The organism is Chryseobacterium sp. AG363 (genome assembly GCF_003610675.1).
Taxonomy (GTDB): Bacteria; Bacteroidota; Bacteroidia; order Flavobacteriales; family Weeksellaceae; genus Chryseobacterium; species Chryseobacterium cucumeris.
Genome location: NZ_RAQF01000003.1, coordinates 582,157 through 603,632 on the forward strand (window position 1 = coordinate 582,157; position 21,476 = coordinate 603,632).

Consider the following 21,476-nt stretch of genomic DNA (forward strand, 5'->3'; position numbering starts at 1 on the left):
ACATTGTTCAACCATAAACAAAAAAATTATGAAGATTTTGAAAATAGCTGCTCTAACTGCAGTTTTCGCGGCCCAATTTACAATGGCTCAGTTTAAGCAGACGCCTCTCCCTTATGCTTATAATGCTTTGGAAGGAAATATTGATGCCCAAACGATGGAAATTCATTATTCAAAACATGGAGCAGCGTATGCTGCTAACTTGAATAAAGCTATTGCTGGAACTCCACAGGAAAAAGAAACTTTGTTTCAGATTCTTTCCAATGTTTCAAAATTGCCTGCTGCTGTAAGAAATAACGCAGGAGGACACTACAACCACGAATTGTTCTGGACGGTTCTTACACCTCAGAAAAATACACAGCCTTCAGCAAAATTAGCAAAAGCTATCACTGAAACTTTCGGAAGTATGGATGCTTTTAAGGAAAAAATGTCTAAGGCAGGTGCAGACCGTTTTGGTTCAGGATGGGCCTGGCTTTCTGTAGGGAAAGATGGAAAACTGTTTGTTTCCTCTACTCCTAATCAGGACAATCCTTTGATGGATGTTGTAGAAGAAAAAGGAACTCCAATCTTCGGAATTGATGTATGGGAGCATGCTTATTATTTAAAATATCAGAATAAAAGAGCAGATTATCTTACCGCGATCTGGAATGTTACCAACTGGAAAGAAATCAGCAGAAGATATGATGAAGCGATAAGCAAGAAATAATCTGATGAAAATATTGTACAGCATACTTTTTACCTTCTATATGGTGCTAAGACCTTTAGTGCCCGTGGTAGAGTATGCTGTAAATTATGATTATATCGTTAAAGTTCTCTGTATCAATAAAACCAGACCGGAGGTTCACTGTAACGGAAAATGTTACCTGAGTAAAGAGCTCGCCAAAGCCAATGATTCAGAATCTTCACCTTTTCAAAAAATAAAAAACTCAGGACAGAAAATTCTTGATACCTATATTCTTCCTGAAACTACAACGGTCAACACTACGGAAAGACGTCAGTTTTTCAGTTTCAATTTCACTTACGAAACAGCTTATTCTTTTCTGTTTCTTACCCATATTTTCAAACCACCGGTTTTTTAAGTTAAACTATCACTATTCAACCAAAAAAGTCACAAAAGCTTACTCAATTAAAAATCAAAGATTTTTAAAAAGTTTAAGTGCTCTTCTGAACATAATACGTATCACTTAATAAACTTAAGTGTAAGAACTTTTGTGCTTTTTGTGGTAAAAAAACAATGCTGTTACAGCCATTCAAATTAATTTAACTTAAAAAATCAACAATGAAAATTTCTCAATTTTTATCGCTATTCTTTATTGCCTTTACTGTATTCTCTTTTACAGCCTGCGAAAGCAGCAGGGATGATGAGAACTCACAGGATACTACGCCTGGAAAACTTCAGATCAAATTTGAAAACGGATTTAACAATGTAGGAGATATCGTATTGAATCAAACGGTTCAGACTTCTTCCAATGGTCAGAAACATAATTTTTCTGCTTTGAAATACGTCATCAGTAATATTGCATTGATAGACGAAAACGGAAACGAATTTAAATACAACGAAAATAATCCTGACAAAGGAGCTTTTATCGTAGATCAGGCAGATGCGGTAGCCGGAATTGTTTATCTTAATCTGGATGGCGTTCCGAAAAACAATTACAAAAAAATAAGATTTGGATTAGGTGTGAGTCAAAAAGCGTATTTGCTGGGACAGGACGGACAGGCTGAATTCTGGACAAAAGCCAAGCAGAAGGGAATGTCCTGGTCATGGGCTGCCGGTTATGTATTTGTAAAACTGGAAGGGAAATACGGTACAGATTCTCCTTCAAAAGAATTTATGAATCACACAGGAAATATGGGAAATACTGCAGCCAACAATACTCCTGATCTTTATCGCGAAATTACACTGAATCTTCCGACAACAGCAAGGGTAACGGCAAAAATTCGTCCTTCTGTCCATATTCTGGCAGACCTGAACCAATTTTTGAGCGGAGATAGGACACTTACACTTAGCACAGCCAATGATATGCTGATGGGTTCAAACCAGCACCTGGTAGATGTTACCAACAATCTTACAAAAATGTTTAAAGTAGACCACGTTCACAATGATTAATTTTTTTGTTAAAACGATACTGGTTCTGCTTGTATTTGTATTGAGTTGCATTTCATGTTCTGATGAGGTGATTCAGCCATTGGAAAAAGATGAAGCCTACAATCTTGAGTTTCCTTCTTATTTTCCGGAAATGACTTTTGATACATCCATTAATCCGGTGACCAAAAATGGAGTGGAGCTAGGACGAAAATTATTCTATGAAGGTAGACTTTCAAGAAATAATACCATTTCATGCGGTTTTTGCCATATTCAGGAAAATGCTTTTACCCATCATGGTCATACGGTGAGCCATGGGGTAGACGACAGAATCGGAATCAGGAATGCACCGCCCATTCAGAATATGGCTTTTTTGAAAAGATATATGTGGGACGGAGTGATTCACAATCTGAATGAGCAGCCTATCAGCCCGATTACTGACGTCAATGAAATGGACAGCTCCATACCGGAAGCTATTTCGAAAATAAAAGATGACCATAAGTATAAAAAACTGTTCAGAGAAGCTTATGGAGACGAAACCATTACCGGAGAAAGAATTTTAAAAGCATTATCACAGTTTATGGCTTCTTTAATTTCTGCAGATTCAAAATATGACAGATTCAGACAGGGAAAAGAACAATTGACTTCAATAGAATCCCAGGGAATGACTTTGTTCGGGCAGAAATGTGCTTCCTGTCATAGCGGAGAGCTGTTTACGGATGAGAGTTTCAGAAATACCGGAATGTATTACAATACAGAATTCAAGGATGCAGGAAGATACAGAGTGAGCCTGAATCAGGTAGATTGGATGAAATTCCGTGTTCCGAGTCTGAGAAATGTAGAATATACCGCACCTTATATGCATGACGGAAGGTTTTATACATTAGATGCGGTTCTTAATTTCTATTCGGATCAGGTAGAAGATAATGTCAATCTTGATCCTCAACTTAAACAGAATGGTCACATAGGAATTGCCATGAACAGTCAGGAAAAACAATCCATCATTGCGTTCCTGAAAACATTATCAGATAAAAGTTTTATATCCAATCCAAAATTTGCAGAATAATTTATAAAAAACATGAAGAAGATTATATTGATAGTAAGTTTGATCGTGTTTAGTCAGTATCAGGCAAAAACCATCAGAGACAGTGCTTATGTTGCTCCCGAAACGCTTAACAGATTCGATTTTGATGATGATTGTGATGCCTGTGGCTGTGCAGCAGGAAATGGATCTTCCGGCTTTGAATCTTTGCTGAATCCACAGTTTATCGGAATCAAATACTTTGCACAGCATTACAAAGCCAAGGAAAACTTATTTGTAAAAGACCTCACGCAGGATCAGTATTTCAATACGTTGCAGCTGTGGGGGAAGATTCCACTGACTAAAAAACTAAGTGTTTATGCAAGTCTGCCCTTCCATTTCCATGAAAAGAAAACGATGCAGGGAGATATCAGAATCAATGGAATAGGAGATTTAAACCTGATGGGAATTTACCAGCTGATGAGCTCTAAAGATAATTTCCATCATCTGAGCGGAGGTTTGGGCTTGAAAATTCCACTCGGGAAGTTTGATGAAAAAGGGGCATCCGGTGTCAACCCAAGCTTTCAGCTGGGAACCGGAAGCTGGGATTATCAGGCCGCTTTGAATTATAAGTTTCAGAAAAATAAAGTAGCTGTACTGGTCAATACAGATTACACCATTAAAACAGAGAACAGGAAAAATTACCGTTTTGGAAACCAATGGAACTATGCAGCAACAGGTTTTTATCAGGTTGCAGGAAATGAAAAGTCCATTTTTTCTGTAAAAACAGGGGTTCAGGGTGAAGTCTACGCTCAGAACAAACAGTTTGATGAGGCACTGCCGAATACTGCTGGTAGTGCTTTGTACGGAAAACTGGGATTTGAAGCCTCTTACAAAAAGCTGAGCCTGGGAAGTGAAATCATGCTTCCCATGTACACGCATCTGGCGGGAGGAGATATTGAAGCTCAATCAAGATTCAGTATTTTTCTGAATATTGGAATTTAAAGCGACACCCCCAATAAATGATGTTAAAGCTCCTTCGGGAGCTTTAATTGTTTATAAATCATGATTTTAGTTGGGGATTAGGAATAATTATTTATCTTTGCCGGAATTTGGTGAGCCGTAAAAAGCTCTTAAAAGGGAATCCGGTGAAAATCCGGGACAGACCCGCTGCTGTAAGCTCCGCACCAAAGTTTTTGAAGAATATATCCACTGTTTTTTAATGGGAAGGATTTCAAAAATGGAGTAAGTCAGAAGACCTGCCAGAAAAATAATCGTTTGACGCTTTCGTGGAATAAAGCTTAGGACATCAATGATTCTGTGCAGTGACTGCTGTGCTTTGTCGTTGTATTCTTATATCCATTAGCGTCTTCATTACCCTAAATGAGCTAATGGCGGCAAAACTAACTACTTCTGCAATTCATAAAGCTGTTTTCACACTACTGGTGATCACATCTCAACTTTTGTCTTCCCAAACCAGGAAGAAAGACAGTCTTCAGGAAGAGACCATTAAAGGAATCAATCTTTACAAAAAGAATTTTAAAGAAATCCTTCCTGCACAAACCCTACAGGGCGAGCAGCTGGAAAGACTGAACAGCCATTCCGTTGCAGATGCTTTACGATATTTTTCTGGTGTTCAGATCAAAGATTATGGAGGATTGGGTGGTTTGAAAACCATTAATATCCGAAGTATGGGAAGCCAGCATGTAGGGGTTTTCTATGATGGAATTCAACTGGGGAATGCCCAAAACGGACTGGTAGACTTGGGAAGATATTCTTTGGACGATCTGGAAGAAATATCATTGTACAATGGTCAGAAAAGTGAGATCTTCCAGCCAGCAAAGGACTTCGGCTCTTCAGGATCTATCTATTTACAGCCTAAAACTCCTGTATTTAAAGGGAATAGGAAAACCAATCTTGTTATAAGAGCAAAAAGTGCATCTATTGATCTTTTTAATCCTTCATTCCGATTGGAACAGAAGATTTCAGACATGGTTTCTGCCAGCTTCAGTGGAGAGTTTATGCAGAGTGACGGAATTTACAGATTTCGGTATGCGAAAAAATATCCAGACGGGCAGCAGGCCTATGATACCATTGCAAAGAGACAGGATTCAGATATTCAGGCAAAACGTTTTGAAACTTCTTTAAACGGAACTTTAAATAACGGAAGCTGGAATATCCGTGGCTACGGTTATATTTCAAACCGCGGAATGCCGGCTCCTATTGTGAACGGACGTTTCGGAGGAAGAGGAGCGAGACTTTCCGATGAGAATTATTTTGTACAGGCCAATCTGAGAAAAAAGCTGTTTCCGAAATTTGAAACGCAGCTGAAAGCAAAATTTGCTTACGATTATACTCATTTCATGGATACGGTTCGTTCGCAGTCTATTATTTATACCGATAATACTTACATCCAAAGGGAACTTTATCTTTCTTCATCCAATATTTATTCAATTACTCCCAATTGGGATGTCAGCCTGAGTGGAGATTTTCAATACAATAATCTGGATGCTAATCTGGATAACTTTTCTTATCCTACCCGTTACACTACATTGGTAGCATTGGCAACAACCTATCAGTGGAACAGATTCAAAATCCTGGGAAGCCTTTTAGGAACTTTTACTTTTGAAGAAGTAAGAAAAAATAAAAGGCCCGGAGATGCCAGAGAGTGGACACCTGCCGTATTTATGAGCTATCAGCCGGAAATCATTCCGGAACTTACTCTAAGAGCTTTCTATAAAAGAATTTTCCGACTTCCAACCTTCAATGATCTGTATTATACCAACATCGGAAATACCTACCTGAAACCGGAATTCACCAATCAGTATGATCTAGGATTTACCTATCAGAAGAATTATACCAACCGTCTCTTTAAAACCTTTTACGCTAAAGTAGACGGCTACTACAACAAAGTACAGGATAAGATTGTAGCTGCACCTAACGGAAGCATGTTCCGCTGGCTGATGATGAACCTTGGAATGGTTGAAATCATAGGAGCTGATGTGAATGTACAGACTGAATTTCAGCTGGGAAAAGTAACTCTTAGACCATTGCTTTCCTACACTTACCAAAGTGCCAGAGATATGAGTGATCAGGAAGATACTTTCTACCGCAATCAGATTCCTTATACACCATGGCACAGCGGATCTTTCAGCCTGATGGCAGATTATAAAGACTGGAGTTTCAATTACAGTGCCATGTACGTAGGAGAAAGATATGATGTGAATCAGGACAATATTCAATACAATTACGTACAGCCCTGGTATACTCATGATCTGTCTGTTCAGAAAAAATTCAACTGGGCGAATCATCAGTTTAAAGTAAGCCTTGAAATGAATAATATTTTCAATCAATACTATGATGTGGTCATTAATTATCCGATGCCCGGAAGAAACTTTAAACTTATTCTAAACTTCACCCTATGAGAAAACTAAACTTTTATTTTTTATTTCTTGTATTAGCTTTTCTTACTTCATGCCGTACAGATGAAATTATTGTCCGTCAGGAAGTGGTAGAAGGGCTTCCTTCAGAAAATACAGCAATAAAAGGCTTCTATATGCTCAATGAAGGGAACATGGGGAGTAATAAATGTACCCTTGATTTTTTTGATTACACCAAAGGAACCTATTACCGGAATATCTACGCAGAAATCAATCCCAATGTCGTAAAAGAGTTGGGGGATGTAGGAAATGATATCAAAGTTTATGGAAGCAAGCTCTATATCGTTGTCAATGTTTCCAATAAAATTGAAGTTCTTGATGCCAAAACGGCCAAACGTATTACCTCTATTCCATTACAAAACTGCCGATACCTTGCTTTCAAAAACGGAAAAGCTTATGCCAGCAGCTACGCCGGACCTGTAGCGATTAACCCGAAAGCACCGAAGGGGAAAGTAGTGGAAATTGATACGGCTTCTCTTTCCATCCAGCGTGAGGTAGTGGTAGGATATCAGCCGGAAGAAATGGAAATTGTGGGTAATCAGTTGTTTGTTGCCAATTCCGGAGGATATAAAGCTCCCGATTATGACAATACTGTTTCGGTAATTGATCTGAATACTTTTACCGAACTCAAAAAAATAAATGTTGCCATCAATCTTCATCACATTAAAAAAGATAATTACGGTGATCTCTATGTAACCTCAAGAGGAGATTATTATAATGTTCCTTCCAGTCTTTATCTCATAGATGCAGCCACGGGAACAGTCAAGAAAGATTTTCATCTCTCCGTGAGTGAAATGACAATCGTAAATGATAAACTCTATTTCTATGGAAATGAATTCAATTACAACACCCACAGCTATAAAAAGACATTTGGAATCATTGATGTAAAAACAGAACAGATCATTGCCAACAGAATTTTTGACAAAGAATATGAAGATGCCATTAAAACCCCTTACGGCATTGCCGTAAATCCCATCACAGAAGATATCTACATGACAGATGCCAGAAATTATGTATCCATGGGATTTTTGTATTGCTTTGATAAAAACGGACACTTTAAATGGAAAACGGAAGGGGGAAATATCCCTGCCCACTTCGCTTTTTTATACAAATAACCAAACTTTAAAAAATGAACAGAAATAGCTTTACTTATTTGAAAATCGGATTTCTATCCTGCTTCCTTGTAGGAGTGATAGCCTGTAAACATGATGATGAAAATGAATTTACATTTAATGGACTTGATGATTCCTATACCATTGAACGTTTAAAGGTTTTGAGTATTCCTACCAATGCTTCAGGATCGGTTACATGGAGTATTAATGACTCTATTATCTCTCAGAATTCAGAACTTGAATTCATCAGTCCTACTGCAGATGCTTATCCTTTGACTTTGAAGATTAACAATAAAGGAAACGAGCAGGTTTTTCATTCTAAAATAATCGTTACCAAAGAAAAAACACCTTACAGTAAATATATTTCTAAAGTATTGGAGTTCCGTCCTGCCGTAGGGCAGTTCATGAACGAAATTCCGGAATATCTACCAGGAAATACTACCGCGAATATGCTTCAGAAAGCCAACGAATCGTTGGTAGGAGGTAATTCCACCATGATCAGTCTTGGTGGCTATGGCGGATATGTAGTGTTTGGTTTTGATCATACGATTCCTAATCTGAATGGACGTGATTTTAAAGTACTGGGAAATGCATTCTTTGGAAATGATGCTGCGGATCAACGTTCAGGATCTTGTGAACCGGGAATTATTATGGTGGCCTACGACAGAAATAAAAATGGAAAACCGGATAATGATGAATGGTATGAAATTGCTGGCAGTGAATATTTCAAAAATGCTACAGTGAAAGACTACAGCATAACCTATCATAAACCTAACGAAAATAAAACACCTGTACCCGGAACTGAATTCTGGCAGACCGACGTGGAATATATAAAATGGAGTGACAATCTGGGGAATCAGGGCTTTAAAACAAAAAATACGTTCCATGCGCAAAGCTATTATCCTTTATGGTTTACCGAAAGTTCTTACGGGTTTTCTGGAACAAGACTGGCAAATAATTTCTACGATCAGAACGGGGACGGATCCTATTGGGTAGGAAAATCATATGAGTTCGGATATGCAGACAATGCTCCGAATAATGATGAAGCCTCCAATATCGATATTTCCTGGGCGGTAGACAGAAGTGGGAAATACGTGAAACTTCCGGGAGTAGACTTTATGAAAATATATACGGGAGTTAATCAGGAAGCAGGATGGCTGGGAGAAGTTTCTACAGAAGTGGCAGGAGCTTACGATTTACATTTCAAATAATAATACAATCTATTTAAATTAATAAAAAATGAAAAAGTTTTATCTTTTTATGATGCTTTTTCTGTTCGCATGCGTATCGAATGCACAGATAAAAGTTCAGGGTGTACCCAGAAATGATATTTCAGGGATCAGCAAGCTTAATACCACTACCATTAGTTTTTCTGATATTCAGTATTGGGTAGGATCAGGAACCAATCAGGCTGCTTTTGTAGTACAGTGGAATGACAGTAAGAATCCTGATGCCATGGTTTGGGGATTCAAATGGAACGGGAATGCTACTGGAGAAGATATGCTGAAAGCTATTGCTAAAGCAGATCATAGATTATACACTTTGTTGTATCAGGGAACACAGTTTGGATCAGCAGTTGGAGGAATTGGATTTGATCTGAACGGTCAGGGAACTAATGCACTGATCAAAAGCGGAAATACCACTTATCCTTTATATCCGGTAAATGGTTTTGTGAATACAACTGCTTATGATTTTGATAGCTACACGATTGTAGATGCGGCTAATGATCACTGGCAGTCCGGATGGACGGTTAACGGGTATTGGTCATATTGGGTAAAGAATCCTGCAGATGCTGATTTCGGGTATTCCAGTGTTGGAGCTTCTTCACGTGTATTGGAAAACGGTTCCTGGGATGTCTGGAATTTCAACGTAGGATTTAATCAAACTCCGGTTTCTTCCACTATTACTCCTGTTTCTCCGTATGTTGCTTCCAATAACTTTACCAATGGATATTTCATGGTAAATGAAGAATGGTACGGACACACCAACGGTTCCGTAAACTTCATTGATAATAACGGTCAGATTAATTACCGTGTCTACAGTAATGCAAACAATAATCAGGCTTTCGGTGCAACTACACAATACGGAACGATCTATGGTGATAAATTCTATTTCGTTTCAAAACAAGCTGCTGATGGAGGAGATACTCAATATACTCCTGGAGGTAGATTGGTCGTAGCCAATGCGCAGACCATGCAGAAACTTGCCGGTTTCAATAATATCGGAGGTGGTGATGGTAGATCATTTGTCGGAGTAAATGAACATAAAGGATATATCGGAACTTCCACTGGAATTGTTACTTTTAATATTGATAATTTACAGGTAGGTTCTCTAATTACCGGTACAGGTGGAAACGGGCAGATCGGAAATATGATCCGTACTTCACAATATGTTTTTGCTGTGAAGCAAGGAGTAGGAATTTTAGTGATTAATCCTAATACTGATACGATTGTGAGTACTGTTGCCGGAGGTTTCTATTCAGTTGCTCAGGCTAAAGACGGAAGCGTATGGGGAATTCAGGATCAGAAGCTGATCAGCATCAATCCTACCACTTTTGCAACACAAGCTTACAATATCCCAACTACAAAGTATATCGGAGACTGGGGCGCATGGAATGCCGGAAGATTCACAGCAAGTAATAAAGAGAATGCTTTATACTGGATCAATTCAATAAGCAGCTGGAGCTCAGGAACACAGATCGTAAGATTCGATGTAACAACGAAAACATTTAATGAAAATTTTGCTGCCATTCCTGGACAAACAGGTCAGTTTAAACAAATTCCGTACGGAGCAGCTCTTCGTGTAAACCCTGTTACCGGAGAATTGGTTCTGAATACCACAGAAAGCGGATATGGTGCACACTACCAGAAAAACTGGATTCATACGTATGATATGACCGGTTCGCTTATCAATACAAAAACACTTAATGACTATTATTGGTTCCCTTCATTGACGGTATTTACCAACAATTCAGTTCCTGTTGTTAGTAGTGTTTTCCCTTCACAGGTTACTGCCGGAAACACAACAACAATTGATCTGAAAGCAATCGTTTCTGATGCTGATAATTTGGCTGTGTCAGTAGTAAAGTCAATCAAATCAAACAGCAATCCTACAACAGTTTCTGCTGTAATTAATGATAATGATGAGCTGGTTTTGACGCCGCTTGTTTCAGGCACATCTGACATTGTGATCAGTTTTAACTCAAATGGTAAGCTTGTGGAAAAAACACTTACAGTAAACAGTACAGCTTCCACTTTGGCAACCGCTGAGGTGAAGAAACTTGAATTTGGTATTTATCCAAATCCGGTTACTGATATTCTTACTATTAAAACCCAGGAGAAAATCCAAAATGTTTCTATTTATGATGCATCAGGAAGAATTGTTAATGCTCAGTTGAACAACGGACAGATCAATGTAAGCGCACTTCCAAAAGGTATTTATATTTTAAAAGCTACGACGGATAAAGCCGTTTATCAGCAAAAATTAATTAAAAACTAATAAGAGTTTAGATCGTAATCTTGTTAAATAAACCTCTGGTCAATGTTGATCAGAGGTTTTTATTTGTCCTTCAGTATGATTTTATATGGGATAGGTTCATTAATGGGATATAAAAACCCGGCAAGCTTGGAAAGCTTGCCGGGTTCGTTCTCTTATGTATCTTTTTTATTTGATAATCACTTTTTTAGAGTATGTTTTTCCTTCTTTTGTCTGAAGTTTCATAATATATACTCCCTGTGGTTGTTTGGTTTCAAAAGAATTGGATGTCAGTTTAGAACGGAATACTTCTTTTCCTGAAGTATTGGTAAGAGTAACCTCTGAACCTTCAGCAGAAACATTTTTATCCAGAGTAAACTGTCCATCCTTGCTATGAGCCATGAAATTGATGAAAGGATCTTTGTATTGGTAAGCATAGTATACTCTAAGCTCTCCACCAATATTCAATAATCCTGAGTTAACATTAATTTTGATACGGTCAAAAGGAATGTTCATGGTCATCTCAATTTCACCTTTGCTAGGATCGCCCGCTCCAAGATTGATCAGTTTTGTAGCAAGACTTGTGTAATCATTATTGGAAACATCTCCATTAAATGTTTCAATAGATACTCCGCCCAATAGCTGTGCAGATAGAGGAGTTCCATTTGAACCTATCGCAAGAACAAGTTTATTGGTATTGTTCGCAATATTGGTTGTAGGGAAAATCAATGTCTGTTCTGTTCTTGCAAGAAGACCCACTGAAACCTGTAAAGTAGAGTAGTCATTCTCGTTGCTTCCTACAGCATTTTGAGGATTTAATACACCACAACCCAGGCATACTCCAAGAACCTGATTGGTTTGGCTGCTTGCATAAGTTTTTACAATTTGTGCAGAAGACATTGCGCTTGTTAAAAATAGGAATGATGCCAGGATTGCAGCTTTCATTGTGCGTTGGCCAAATAATAAATAAGTTTTCATATGTAGAAAAATTTTGGGTTTTAGCTTTTTTGTAAATTTATAAATAAAATGATTATGTTGATTATTTTATTTCATAATTATGTGATTTGTTAATAATTTATTGATATTTGTAATTATGGATTTAATTTTATTTACTAATTACAGGTTGTATTTGTCTGAGAATGAATTAAAAAAATACGGCAGCTTTAAAAGTCTACCGTATTTCTTGTATCGCTTATTGAATATTATTTGATTAAAATTTTTCTGGAATACGTTTTCCCTTCTTTGGTTTGTATATTCATAATATAAACACCCTCCGGTTGTTTTGACTCAAATGTATTTGATCTCAATGTGGAACGGAATACTTCTTTTCCCGAAGTGTTGAACAAAGTAATTTCTGAACCGTCTAGAGGAACATTCCCGCCAAGAATAATCTGGCCGTTTCGACTATGAGCCATAATGTTCATTAAGGGATCCTGGTAAGCGTAATAGATTCTGAAGCCACCACCAAGGCTGAGAACGCCACCTGTTAATCCGATTCTTATCCCATCATAAGGTTTTGTAGGTTTGAATTCTACCGTACCTCTGTTAGGAGTTGCACCCAGTTTAAGAAGACTTACATCAATTGTTCTTCGGTCGTCATTAGAAGTGCCTCCATTCATGGTTTCAAGCGTTACTCCGCTTAATAACTGTACTGATAATGGGATATTATCTGTTCCGATTCCTACTACCAGCCTAGTATCTGATCTCAGATCTGGGAAAATCAACGTTTGCTGGATTCCTCCCAATAGTACTGTGCCCAATACCATTGTTGAATAGTCGTCTTCATTGTCTCCTACTGCATTAAGCGGATTATCTATACGACATCCAAGGCAGGCTACACCGAATACCCCTGAGCTTTGTGCATGGGCATAAATTCTGTTTTGTGCCAATGACATGGCGCTGGCAGAAAATAAAAATAAAGCCATCAATCCGGCTTTTAAAGAAGAAGAACTTCCCGAAAATAAATTGAATTTCATGTTATATATTTTAGAATGAATAGTTTTATTCAAATTTAAGGATTAATGAAAGAAGTATGAAATAATATTTCCATTATTGGTGATATTTTTAATAAAATTTAATATACTTCACTGGCTGTGATGAATGACATAAGAAGTTTTGTCGGTGAGATATGTTGACTGAAAAAAACGTTTTCGCTCGATAGAGTAGCTGTAATAACTATAGAAAGCTTAAACCTGTTGATTCTTTTGGGAAGAATTTGCTGAAATAGTAATGTATATAGAAACGAAAAAAGGACTTTCGAAAAAGTCCTTTTGTAGCCCGTAGGGGAATCGAACCCCTCTTACCAGAATGAAAATCTGAGGTCCTAACCGATAGACGAACGGGCCCTCTATCTTCCATTACCGAAGTAATGTGTTAGCTTTTTGTTTTTATAAGTATCAACTCTTATTGTAGCCCGTAGGGGAATCGAACCCCTCTTACCAGAATGAAAATCTGAGGTCCTAACCGATAGACGAACGGGCCGGTTAGATTTATTTAAATATAGCTTTTTCTACAGTGATCTTTATAAAACCACCGTTGTTACAGTGGTCTTATAAGATGTAAGTAGCCCGTAGGGGAATCGAACCCCTCTTACCAGAATGAAAATCTGAGGTCCTAACCGATAGACGAACGGGCCAGCTATATTGTTACGCTAATTTATTAACGTGCTTTGTTAATTTGCTTTTCAAGTTAGCTGCTTTGTTTTTGTGGATAATGTTTTTCTTAGCTAATTTATCCAATAAAGCGATAACTTTTGGCAATTGTTCTGTAGCAGCAGCTTTGTTCTCTTCATTTCTTAAAGCTTTTAAAGCTGTTCTAGCAGTCTTGTGGTAATATCTGTTACGAAGTCTTCTAGTTTCGTTTTGTCTGATTCTCTTTAGTGCTGATTTATGATTTGCCATATCGTTTAAATGTGAGTGCAAAACTATAAACTTTTTTTTAAACTACCAAATTTATTTTTAAAAATTTTAATTTTCTTCTGATAGGTACTTTCTCAGTTTATTTATTGCTTGTTCTATTTTTAAATTTTCTTGTTCTTTCTCTATTTTTTTGATCGTATTTCCCAGCATGATCAGTGCATTATTCCATTCTCCAGTGGTATTGGTGAAAGTAAGTTCGTCAATTGTTACTTCAAAAGCAACCCTTTCTCCAGTCCTGTAAAGTCTGAAACTGATTTTATCATCTCTGCCTGTAATCCCGCCTTCATTGATTTGTAAATCATAACTTTTTGGGTTAGAGTGGATTTTCTTAAAAAGCAATTTCGCTTCTTGTATTTTTAAATCCGGCATGATATAAAATTTGATAGTCTGTAGAAAACTACAAACAATGATTTATCAATAATATTTTTCATCAGTGTTACCATATTGGTAGAACCAACTATGGATAAATTTTTTGCAAATATAATGCTTTTGTGACATATAACATAAATGGAATGCTTTTTTCAAATAAAAGTCCCGGTCTTTTCAGGATAATGACAGTAATTATCAGACTTTCAGTGTTCTGAAATTTTGGTGTTCCTTCATGAATATAAGTATCAAAATTTGAAAAGTTTTTCATCGCTATTAATGATTATAAATATTTCTGAACGAAGGCTTGGTGTTGAAAATCAATACCCTGAAATTTATTTTAAATAATAAAGAAGGGCAATTAATTGTCCTTCTTTATTGTTCTCCAAAAAAGTTTGATGTTCAAAATTTTCACATTAAAAGTAGCTTTTTTAAGCCATTAAAGGGAATTTATAATTTTATATCATCTTTCCCTGTAATTTCAATAATTTGTAGAGTCTCGCGCAGATCAACTCTGTTTAAAGGATCAAATTCATTGTAATCATTAAAAGCAATACCCGTAAGATCTGCAATTTTTTGTAATGGAACCTGATAAGTCTTAAATTGCCCAAAACCATCTTCTCTGATTCCTTCTTTATTCCTAAAATCTTCAATGTTATCTGGTTGTTTTAACATATAACCACTTACGGAAGGTGTTCCATCTGCTTTTATCATCACGGCCACTTTCCAAAATTGTAATGGCAGCAAAACACCTCTGTATGGAATGTCATCTTCACTAAATACAGGACCTGTAAAAACAGAAACTTTAATATCTTCCCGTCCAGCACTATCCAATATATAGTTTTCAAGACTTAACCAGGTCTTTTGGTTCAGGTCTTTATGTTGCGGAGTAGAATTTGAAAAATGAAAAGTATCATCATTTGCAGCAGCTGCATTTGGCCCCCAAACAGGATCCAATCTCCTAACCATATGTCCGCGATCCAGATCATTATCTGCATACACGGCTGGACCTGTTTGATATTTCTCGTCCATTCTTGGATCAATTATCCATTTTGTATTTTCTCTTTTTATAGGATCAAGTCTATTCCCATCGATATTGACTGCTGTCATCATACATAGCTTTCGGCTCTTATGGATGGCTATCGAAAAATTAAAATAATGCAGAAGACTTGTATTGGTCTCTGTAGGGTTTAATAATGGTGCTAAATTTTTACTTTGAGATTTTAATAAGTCCTCGATGTCAATTTTGAAATTATCTGAGCTTACAAAGTTTGCGTCATATCCGTTTCTGCCCTTGTAATTTGGGTTTGTTGCTTTTTCTATAAAGAAAGATTGCTCCTTAGCATCCTGGTTAGTGGGAATACTGTCTGTTGTATTTTGTAAAGCCAAGTTGTCTGCAAGACCTATACCTATTGTAATTTCAACTGGTACGTTAAGTGTAATTTTGTTGCTCATTTCATTTAATTTTTTATTGTCAGATAGAGGTTGATGGAGATTTTGTTCTGTTAAGATCTGTACATCAGAATTTGAATTTGAATTATTGAATATTTCTTCAACCAGATTATTGGGGAATTTTGCCCGTATACTGTTTATGTTGTTTTTAACATTTTGCAGAATGGAACTAATTCTGACGCCTTCATTGGCAATCCAGTCTATAAGATTCTCATCCATGTTTTCTTGAAATACGGTTCCGTCCTTACATAAATAATTACCTTGCTCGTCCTTTCGGGGGACTCCGCTATGATGCAGTGCAACAACCTGCCACTGATCATTATAAACAGGTGCGCCGGAAGAGCCCGGTGCCGTGTCTGTAAAATAGGTTATAAAGTCTTCTGTTTTAGCAATTAACTGGTTTTCCCTAATAGCAATCTGTTTATATTGTCCTGAAGGATGTTGTATAATTGACACGTATTCTGAAACGAGTGCTTTATTCGGGTCTTCACTAAGCTTTAAAAATCCAAAATGATAGAGCGGTTTAATCTTGCTTTTAGAATCGGGATTTACATAGACAATTGTAAAGTCTAATCTTTCATTTGTATAAAAGAATTTACTCACATTAAAAGTGAATATCTGGCTTACTGTAGGTTCGCCAAACTGGTCGTATTGAAAATTGAATTCAGCCAGACTATTTTGGGCATCGTGCTCGTTGGCAAATACATGATTGTTTGTGAGCAAGAGATTGGGAGATATTAAAAAACCAGTTCCAAAACCTATGTTATCACCACTTATATTCTTTATGTGAATTCTGCATACAGGATTTGATGCTAAAAAACCCAATTGTAAATAATTTATACTCATTAAATCATTTTTCTTCAAGATTCTTTCCCTTGCAAGATTGAAAGGTTCAAAGCGATTTGAAACAAGATGATCTAATCTTTCGTTAATAATAACTTTCTCACTTAACCATGTTGGTGATTCAATTGCTGCTTTAGCATGAGGAAGACTCAATTTTGAAAATCTTTTTTCAGTCTCTGCTATGAATTTTAGATTGGATAGTTTCATATGTTTTTAATTAGTTTTTACGACTGTATATATGAATGTCAATTCTCTACTCCTATACTTTAATTTGATGCTCAATTTTTTACAACGGTGTTCAGTTTGTACAATACTTAGATTATGCATGAGTACAAATTTCAGTTATAATCAGAATCATTTCAATTACCCTTTTTCGTGATTTTGAGATTGAGTTTTATTTGCTCAAAATGGTTCTTGAAATGAGAAATGTAATATTGGGCCATCAAAGTTTGACTTTGTGGATATTGGAAAAAAATGAAACTATTGCCCTAAAGAATCTTTAAAAGGGATGAAGAAAGATTATGGAATTCGCCCCGTACGAAGTGTGTACAAGAGTCCTTTTAAAACTTGTGGAGATTCCGTTGAATTTTGGAATAAAAAAATCCCTGAACATTGCATTGATCAGGGATTGAGTGATGTAGTTTGGTAGCCTATAGGGGAATCGAACCCCTGTTGCAAGAATGAAAATCTTGAGTCCTGACCACTAGACGAATAGGCCGAATTTTGAGGTTGCAAAAGTAGGAATTAACTTTTAAACTTCAAAATTATTTTTTTTGATTTATTTGTAGACCTTTTGTATCACGGTGTTTTTGATACCTTTAGCTTCAAGTTCCTTTTGAAGTTTTACAGCATCTTCCAATGTGTATACTTTTCCGTAGGTGTAGTAAAATACACCATTGTCCTTATTTCGTTCCACATCTTTTAAATTCTGAAGAATATAAGAATTACCATTCAGTTTATCACCTGCATATACTTCAATCGTATAATATCCCATGCTGATTCTCTGATTCGGCATAAATCCTACAGCAAATGCATTTCTGAAACCTGCATCTTTCGCTGTTTTAAGATTAATATCTTTTACCGAAGCCATATTGGTTACAGCATAGTAATATTTGTACTGCCCGTTTTCTTTAAGCGTAAGAATATAGTTCAGGCCTTTCAGGGCAGGATCATTTTCATTGTATTTCGTAGGAGAACTCATTAATAGAATTCTGAAATCATTTTTCAAAGGAACCTCTGCAGGTTTTTCTGGCTCTGGCTTTCTTGTTGCAATAGAACCGCCGGATTTTCTGTCAATCGCCTTTTTATAATCAATAATAGCATTGTAGATACTTTCTGCAATTTCAGTCTGTCCTTTGTCTGAGGCGATGTAGTGGCTTTCCTCAGGGTGATTGATGAACCCTGTTTCTATCAGTACAGATGGCATGGCATTCATACGGAGAACGTGAAGGTTTTTCTGAAATACACCTCTTGATGATCTTTTATCTTTATTCACAAAATTATCTTCTACCAATCCTCCCAAAAGAAGACTTGATTCGAGATATTTACTTTGCTGAAGTTTCAGAGCAATTAATGACTCCGGTGAGTCCGGATTATAGGAACCAAAGATCTGCTTATCTTTTTCATCCAGGAAGATCACGTCATTTTCTCTTTTGGCTACTTCAAGATTTTCGTTATTCTGGTTAGGTCCCTGTACATAAGTTTCGGTACCGTAGGCGGTAGGTCTTTGGGAAGAATTACAGTGAATGGATACAAAAAGATCTGCTTTGCTCCTGTTAGCCAGATTGGTTCTGTCAGACAGAGAAGGGTATTCGTCAATTTTACGGGTATATATTACTTTGAAATCTCTGTTTTTCTCTAACATGGCACCTACTTTTAAGGTAATGGCAAGTGTAATGTCTTTTTCTGCGACTCTTCCAATGTCGGAATAGGTCCTGTTGGCTCCATGATCACTTCCTCCGTGTCCCGCATCCAGAACGATAGTAAACTTCTTTTGAGAGAAAATAAAGTTGCTGGTTATGATAAGGAGAAATGATAAAATTATTTTAAAATTTTGTTTGTGCATCTTACAGTTATAAAAATTATATTAATTTTGGGCCTTAATTATATAGTATAAAATTGGCCAAAACCGTCTTCAAAAATATATTACAAATTTTAATTATCCTAATTTTTAACAATTTTTTAGCACAGAAAACTCCTGAAAAATTGCCTAAAAATGCGGTTAATGATACTATTTCCAAAAAGGATACCATAGTTGTAAAAAAAGAACCTTTAAATGATGTTCTTCGTACAAAAGCAGATGATCAGAGAAGAGATGTCCCTAAAAAGATGACATTCCTGAACAAAAATGCTCAGGTAAAATACCAGGATATGCAGATTGATGCAGATTATATCTCTATTGATGATAACAAAAATCTGATCTATGCGCGAGGAAAACAGGATTCTTTAGGGAAAATTGTAGAACCTGTAATTACGACGCAGGCCGGGAAAAAATACGAAACCAACGAATTTAGCTATAATACAAAAACAAAACAGGCCATTGCCTTCAATGCAAGAACAGAAGAAAGTGAAGGCGTAATTATAGCTCAGAAGACTAAAAAATATAATGATTCCGTATTTGCAATGAGAAAAGCAGATTATACAACGGATGATTATTTTATCAAGAAAAAAGATACGGCAGCGGATTATTTTATGAGAGCTTATAATATTAAGCTGATTAAAACCAAAACAAAATCCCAGATCGTTACGGGTCCTATTCAGATGTTTATTGAGCAGGTGCCTACACCACTTTACCTTCCATTTGCTATTTTACCGTTTTCAGATAAAAGAGCTGCAGGTATTCTGATCCCGAGTTTCGGGGAAAGGGAAGATGTAGGTTTCTTCCTGAACGGGATAGGATATTACCAACCCATTGGAGAGCACTTCGACCTTAAAGTTTTAGCAGATATTTATACAAAAGGAAGCTGGAACTTACGTCCTCAGGTGAATTACCAGAAAAAATACCGTTACTCAGGAAACTTTACTGCAGATATTGGTACCATGGTAAGAGGAATTAAAGGTTTGGATGATTATACTAAAAACAGTACCTACAGAATCAACTGGACACACTCGCAGGATTCTAAAGCCAATCCTTTCCTTACATTCAGTGCTTCTGTAGATATTGTAAGTACCAAGTTCTATAATAACCCGTTGAATAACAATTACATTTTCAACCAAAATGTATTGAATACCCAGCAGAACTCTACGGTAACCCTTACCAAAAGATTCCTGAAACTGCCGATGACGATTACAGGAACGGCTTCCTATTCCCAGAACTTTGCCACAGGATTGGCAGATCTTCGTCTTCCACAGATGAACGTGGCCATCAATCAGTTCTATTTATTTAAATCAAAAACAGGAATCAGACAAGGGCTTCTTGAAAATATTACGGTAAATACCGGCTTCAACCTTACCAATTTCGTAAACACTCAGGAGAATGAGTTGTTTAAAAAAGAAATGTGGGATAAAATGCAGACAGGACTTAAAAACAATATCGCATTAGCAACCAATACAACATTGGCAAAATATTTCACTTTCAGTTTAAGTGCCAATATCGACAATGCTTTAACAACAAAAACGTTGAACAGATATTATGATCCGGTAAAAAATGTAACGGTTGACGAAATCAATAAAAACTTTACAGGATACTCTACTTTCTCTACTTCTGCCAGTCTTCAGACCACACTTTTCGGAATGATGAAATTCAAAAAAGGATCTACGGTAGAAGCGGTGAGACATATGATGACTCCAAGTTTGAGCTTTACTTATTCACCAGACTTTTCAAGTCCTAACTTCGGATATTACAGAAACTATTATAATGCAAACGGAGCGTTGACGCCATATTCTATTTTTGAAAAAGGAATTATCGGAAGCCCGTCAAGTGGAATGCAGGGAGCTTTAGGTTTCAATATTGGTAACAATATTGAGATGAAAGTAAAGTCTAAGAGTGATTCTACAGGGGTAAAGAAAATCAAAATTTTTGAATCTTTAAATCTTGCAGGAAGCTACAACTTTGCCGCTAAAGATCATCCCTGGTCTGTATTTTCAATCAACGGACAATCTTCATTTTTCAATAATAAACTGACAGTAAATACCAGCCTTGCACTGGAACCTTATAAAATTGAGTTCTTACCAGGACAGGATACAGGAATCAGAACTGAGCAGTTCGGACACTTCAGTGTACAGGGGTTCAACGTTCAGTTATCTTATCCTTTAAGCAGCGAGATCTTTGGAGAAAAAACAGATTATGCTAAAAAGTATTCCTCGAAGGGAGAAGTCCGAAATGAAAATTACTATTTTGATGATGATCATTATGCTCATTTTGATCAGGCATGGACTTTAAATATCAGTGCCAATTATGCGTACTCTAAAGGCTTGAGCAGGTTTGGTAATAAAATTGCATCCCTAGGTTTGGATGGAAGTATCAAGCTAACTCCTTACTGGAATATCAACGGAAGTACGCATTATGACATGGTGACTAAAGAATTGGCATATACAAGAATTGGTTTTTCAAGAGATCAGCGAAGTTTTACCATCAATTTCAACTGGGTTCCGTTTGGTCAGTATAAAGTGTATGACTTCTTTATCGGTATCAAAGCCAATATTTTAAGTGATGCATTGAAGTACAAAGACAGAAGCTTTACCCAGCCTAATGCACCTTTCTAATATCAGATTGGCATTTGACAATATAAATTTTATATTTGCAAGCAAAATAAATTCTAATGAAAA

16 protein-coding genes, 4 tRNA genes and 1 riboswitch are annotated in these 21,476 nt (G+C 36.7%); of the genes, 10 read left to right on the top strand and 10 right to left on the bottom strand.

Going from position 1 to position 21,476, the window contains the following annotated elements; translation table 11 throughout:
• The first annotated feature begins 28 nt into the window (after nt 1-28).
• The 9 genes from DEU39_RS15525 to DEU39_RS15565 all read left to right on the top strand — a co-directional run bounded on the left by DEU39_RS15525 (nt 29) and on the right by DEU39_RS15565 (nt 11,154).
• Nucleotides 29-703, top strand: coding sequence for a superoxide dismutase (locus tag DEU39_RS15525; RefSeq protein ID WP_120232558.1), 675 nt, complete (start codon nt 29-31; stop codon nt 701-703).
• Nucleotides 704-707: 4 nt separating this feature from the next.
• Nucleotides 708-1,076 carry a hypothetical protein gene (locus tag DEU39_RS15530; RefSeq protein ID WP_065119602.1) on the top strand — a complete coding sequence of 123 codons (369 nt, stop codon included), beginning with the start codon at nt 708-710 and terminating at the stop codon, nt 1,074-1,076.
• A gap of 200 nt (nt 1,077-1,276) precedes the next feature.
• The gene (locus DEU39_RS15535) at nt 1,277-2,107 is read left to right on the top strand and encodes an MbnP family protein (protein WP_120232559.1); all 831 of its coding nucleotides are present in this window, start codon (nt 1,277-1,279) and stop codon (nt 2,105-2,107) included.
• Nucleotides 2,100-3,149: a cytochrome-c peroxidase gene (locus tag DEU39_RS15540; protein ID WP_120232560.1), complete on the top strand. Its 1,050-nt coding sequence runs from the start codon at nt 2,100-2,102 to the stop codon at nt 3,147-3,149. The genes DEU39_RS15535 and DEU39_RS15540 overlap by 8 nt, the downstream gene beginning before the upstream one ends.
• Before the next feature lie 12 nt (nt 3,150-3,161).
• Nucleotides 3,162-4,109, top strand: a complete 948-nt coding sequence (locus DEU39_RS15545; protein WP_120232561.1) for a transporter — start codon at nt 3,162-3,164, stop codon at nt 4,107-4,109.
• 91 nt (nt 4,110-4,200) lie between these two features.
• Nucleotides 4,201-4,386, top strand: a riboswitch (cobalamin riboswitch).
• Nucleotides 4,387-4,495: 109 nt separating this feature from the next.
• Nucleotides 4,496-6,529 carry a TonB-dependent receptor plug domain-containing protein gene (locus tag DEU39_RS15550; protein ID WP_120232562.1) on the top strand — a complete coding sequence of 678 codons (2,034 nt, stop codon included), beginning with the start codon at nt 4,496-4,498 and terminating at the stop codon, nt 6,527-6,529.
• On the top strand, nt 6,526-7,659 hold the full coding sequence (locus DEU39_RS15555; protein WP_120232563.1) for a YncE family protein: 1,134 nt from the start codon (nt 6,526-6,528) through the stop codon (nt 7,657-7,659). Before DEU39_RS15550 ends, DEU39_RS15555 begins: the two co-directional genes overlap by 4 nt.
• 14 nt (nt 7,660-7,673) lie before the next feature.
• Nucleotides 7,674-8,867, top strand: coding sequence for a cell surface protein (locus DEU39_RS15560; protein ID WP_120232564.1), 1,194 nt, complete (start codon nt 7,674-7,676; stop codon nt 8,865-8,867).
• A 28-nt stretch (nt 8,868-8,895) separates the two neighbouring features.
• Entirely contained in the window at nt 8,896-11,154 is a 2,259-nt protein-coding gene (locus DEU39_RS15565; RefSeq protein ID WP_120232565.1) for a DUF5074 domain-containing protein, read from the top strand.
• A 165-nt stretch (nt 11,155-11,319) separates the two neighbouring features.
• On the opposite strand, the gene DEU39_RS15570 is transcribed toward DEU39_RS15565, so the two are convergent.
• The 10 genes from DEU39_RS15570 to DEU39_RS15620 all read right to left on the bottom strand — a co-directional run bounded on the left by DEU39_RS15570 (nt 11,320) and on the right by DEU39_RS15620 (nt 18,774).
• A complete protein-coding gene (locus tag DEU39_RS15570; RefSeq protein WP_082798770.1) occupies nt 11,320-12,108 on the bottom strand; it encodes a T9SS type A sorting domain-containing protein in 789 nt (262 codons plus the stop codon).
• 224 nt (nt 12,109-12,332) lie between these two features.
• Nucleotides 12,333-13,106 carry a T9SS type A sorting domain-containing protein gene (locus DEU39_RS15575; protein WP_120232566.1) on the bottom strand — a complete coding sequence of 258 codons (774 nt, stop codon included), beginning with the start codon at nt 13,104-13,106 and terminating at the stop codon, nt 12,333-12,335.
• A gap of 297 nt (nt 13,107-13,403) precedes the next feature.
• A tRNA-Glu gene (locus DEU39_RS15580) sits at nt 13,404-13,475 on the bottom strand.
• Between the two features lie 64 nt (nt 13,476-13,539).
• Nucleotides 13,540-13,611: transfer RNA gene (locus DEU39_RS15585), tRNA-Glu, on the bottom strand.
• An 82-nt stretch (nt 13,612-13,693) separates the two neighbouring features.
• Nucleotides 13,694-13,765, bottom strand: a tRNA-Glu gene (locus DEU39_RS15590).
• Between the two features lie 10 nt (nt 13,766-13,775).
• Nucleotides 13,776-14,030, bottom strand: a complete 255-nt coding sequence (gene rpsT / locus DEU39_RS15595; RefSeq protein WP_002983073.1) for a 30S ribosomal protein S20 — start codon at nt 14,028-14,030, stop codon at nt 13,776-13,778.
• A 66-nt stretch (nt 14,031-14,096) separates the two neighbouring features.
• Nucleotides 14,097-14,417, bottom strand: coding sequence for a hypothetical protein (locus DEU39_RS15600; RefSeq protein ID WP_034694584.1), 321 nt, complete (start codon nt 14,415-14,417; stop codon nt 14,097-14,099).
• 447 nt (nt 14,418-14,864) lie between these two features.
• The gene (locus DEU39_RS15610; RefSeq protein WP_120232567.1) at nt 14,865-16,916 is read right to left on the bottom strand and encodes a DNA/RNA non-specific endonuclease; all 2,052 of its coding nucleotides are present in this window, start codon (nt 16,914-16,916) and stop codon (nt 14,865-14,867) included.
• A 436-nt stretch (nt 16,917-17,352) separates the two neighbouring features.
• Nucleotides 17,353-17,427 (bottom strand) — tRNA-Glu (locus DEU39_RS15615).
• A gap of 60 nt (nt 17,428-17,487) precedes the next feature.
• Complete coding sequence (locus tag DEU39_RS15620; RefSeq protein WP_183037428.1) at nt 17,488-18,774, bottom strand: N-acetylmuramoyl-L-alanine amidase; 1,287 nt, start codon at nt 18,772-18,774, stop codon at nt 17,488-17,490.
• 53 nt (nt 18,775-18,827) lie between these two features.
• Between DEU39_RS15620 and DEU39_RS15625 the strand changes: the two genes are divergently transcribed.
• Nucleotides 18,828-21,413 (top strand): putative LPS assembly protein LptD, encoded by a 2,586-nt coding sequence (locus DEU39_RS15625; RefSeq protein ID WP_062673519.1) that lies wholly within the window; start codon nt 18,828-18,830, stop codon nt 21,411-21,413.
• Nucleotides 21,414-21,476 lie beyond the last annotated feature (63 nt).

Coding starts and splice junctions, on each gene's coding strand:
- rpsT (WP_002983073.1), bottom strand. CDS start 14,030: ATGGCAAATCATAAATCAGCACTAAAGAGAATCAGACAAAACGAAACT.
- DEU39_RS15620 (WP_183037428.1), bottom strand. CDS start 18,774: ATGCACAAACAAAATTTTAAAATAATTTTATCATTTCTCCTTATCATA.
- DEU39_RS15570 (WP_082798770.1), bottom strand. CDS start 12,108: ATGAAAACTTATTTATTATTTGGCCAACGCACAATGAAAGCTGCAATC.
- DEU39_RS15600 (WP_034694584.1), bottom strand. CDS start 14,417: ATGCCGGATTTAAAAATACAAGAAGCGAAATTGCTTTTTAAGAAAATC.
- DEU39_RS15610 (WP_120232567.1), bottom strand. CDS start 16,916: ATGAAACTATCCAATCTAAAATTCATAGCAGAGACTGAAAAAAGATTT.
- DEU39_RS15560 (WP_120232564.1), top strand. CDS start 7,674: ATGAACAGAAATAGCTTTACTTATTTGAAAATCGGATTTCTATCCTGC.
- DEU39_RS15540 (WP_120232560.1), top strand. CDS start 2,100: ATGATTAATTTTTTTGTTAAAACGATACTGGTTCTGCTTGTATTTGTA.
- DEU39_RS15565 (WP_120232565.1), top strand. CDS start 8,896: ATGAAAAAGTTTTATCTTTTTATGATGCTTTTTCTGTTCGCATGCGTA.
- DEU39_RS15535 (WP_120232559.1), top strand. CDS start 1,277: ATGAAAATTTCTCAATTTTTATCGCTATTCTTTATTGCCTTTACTGTA.
- DEU39_RS15545 (WP_120232561.1), top strand. CDS start 3,162: ATGAAGAAGATTATATTGATAGTAAGTTTGATCGTGTTTAGTCAGTAT.
- DEU39_RS15575 (WP_120232566.1), bottom strand. CDS start 13,106: ATGAAATTCAATTTATTTTCGGGAAGTTCTTCTTCTTTAAAAGCCGGA.
- DEU39_RS15530 (WP_065119602.1), top strand. CDS start 708: ATGAAAATATTGTACAGCATACTTTTTACCTTCTATATGGTGCTAAGA.
- DEU39_RS15550 (WP_120232562.1), top strand. CDS start 4,496: ATGGCGGCAAAACTAACTACTTCTGCAATTCATAAAGCTGTTTTCACA.
- DEU39_RS15525 (WP_120232558.1), top strand. CDS start 29: ATGAAGATTTTGAAAATAGCTGCTCTAACTGCAGTTTTCGCGGCCCAA.
- DEU39_RS15555 (WP_120232563.1), top strand. CDS start 6,526: ATGAGAAAACTAAACTTTTATTTTTTATTTCTTGTATTAGCTTTTCTT.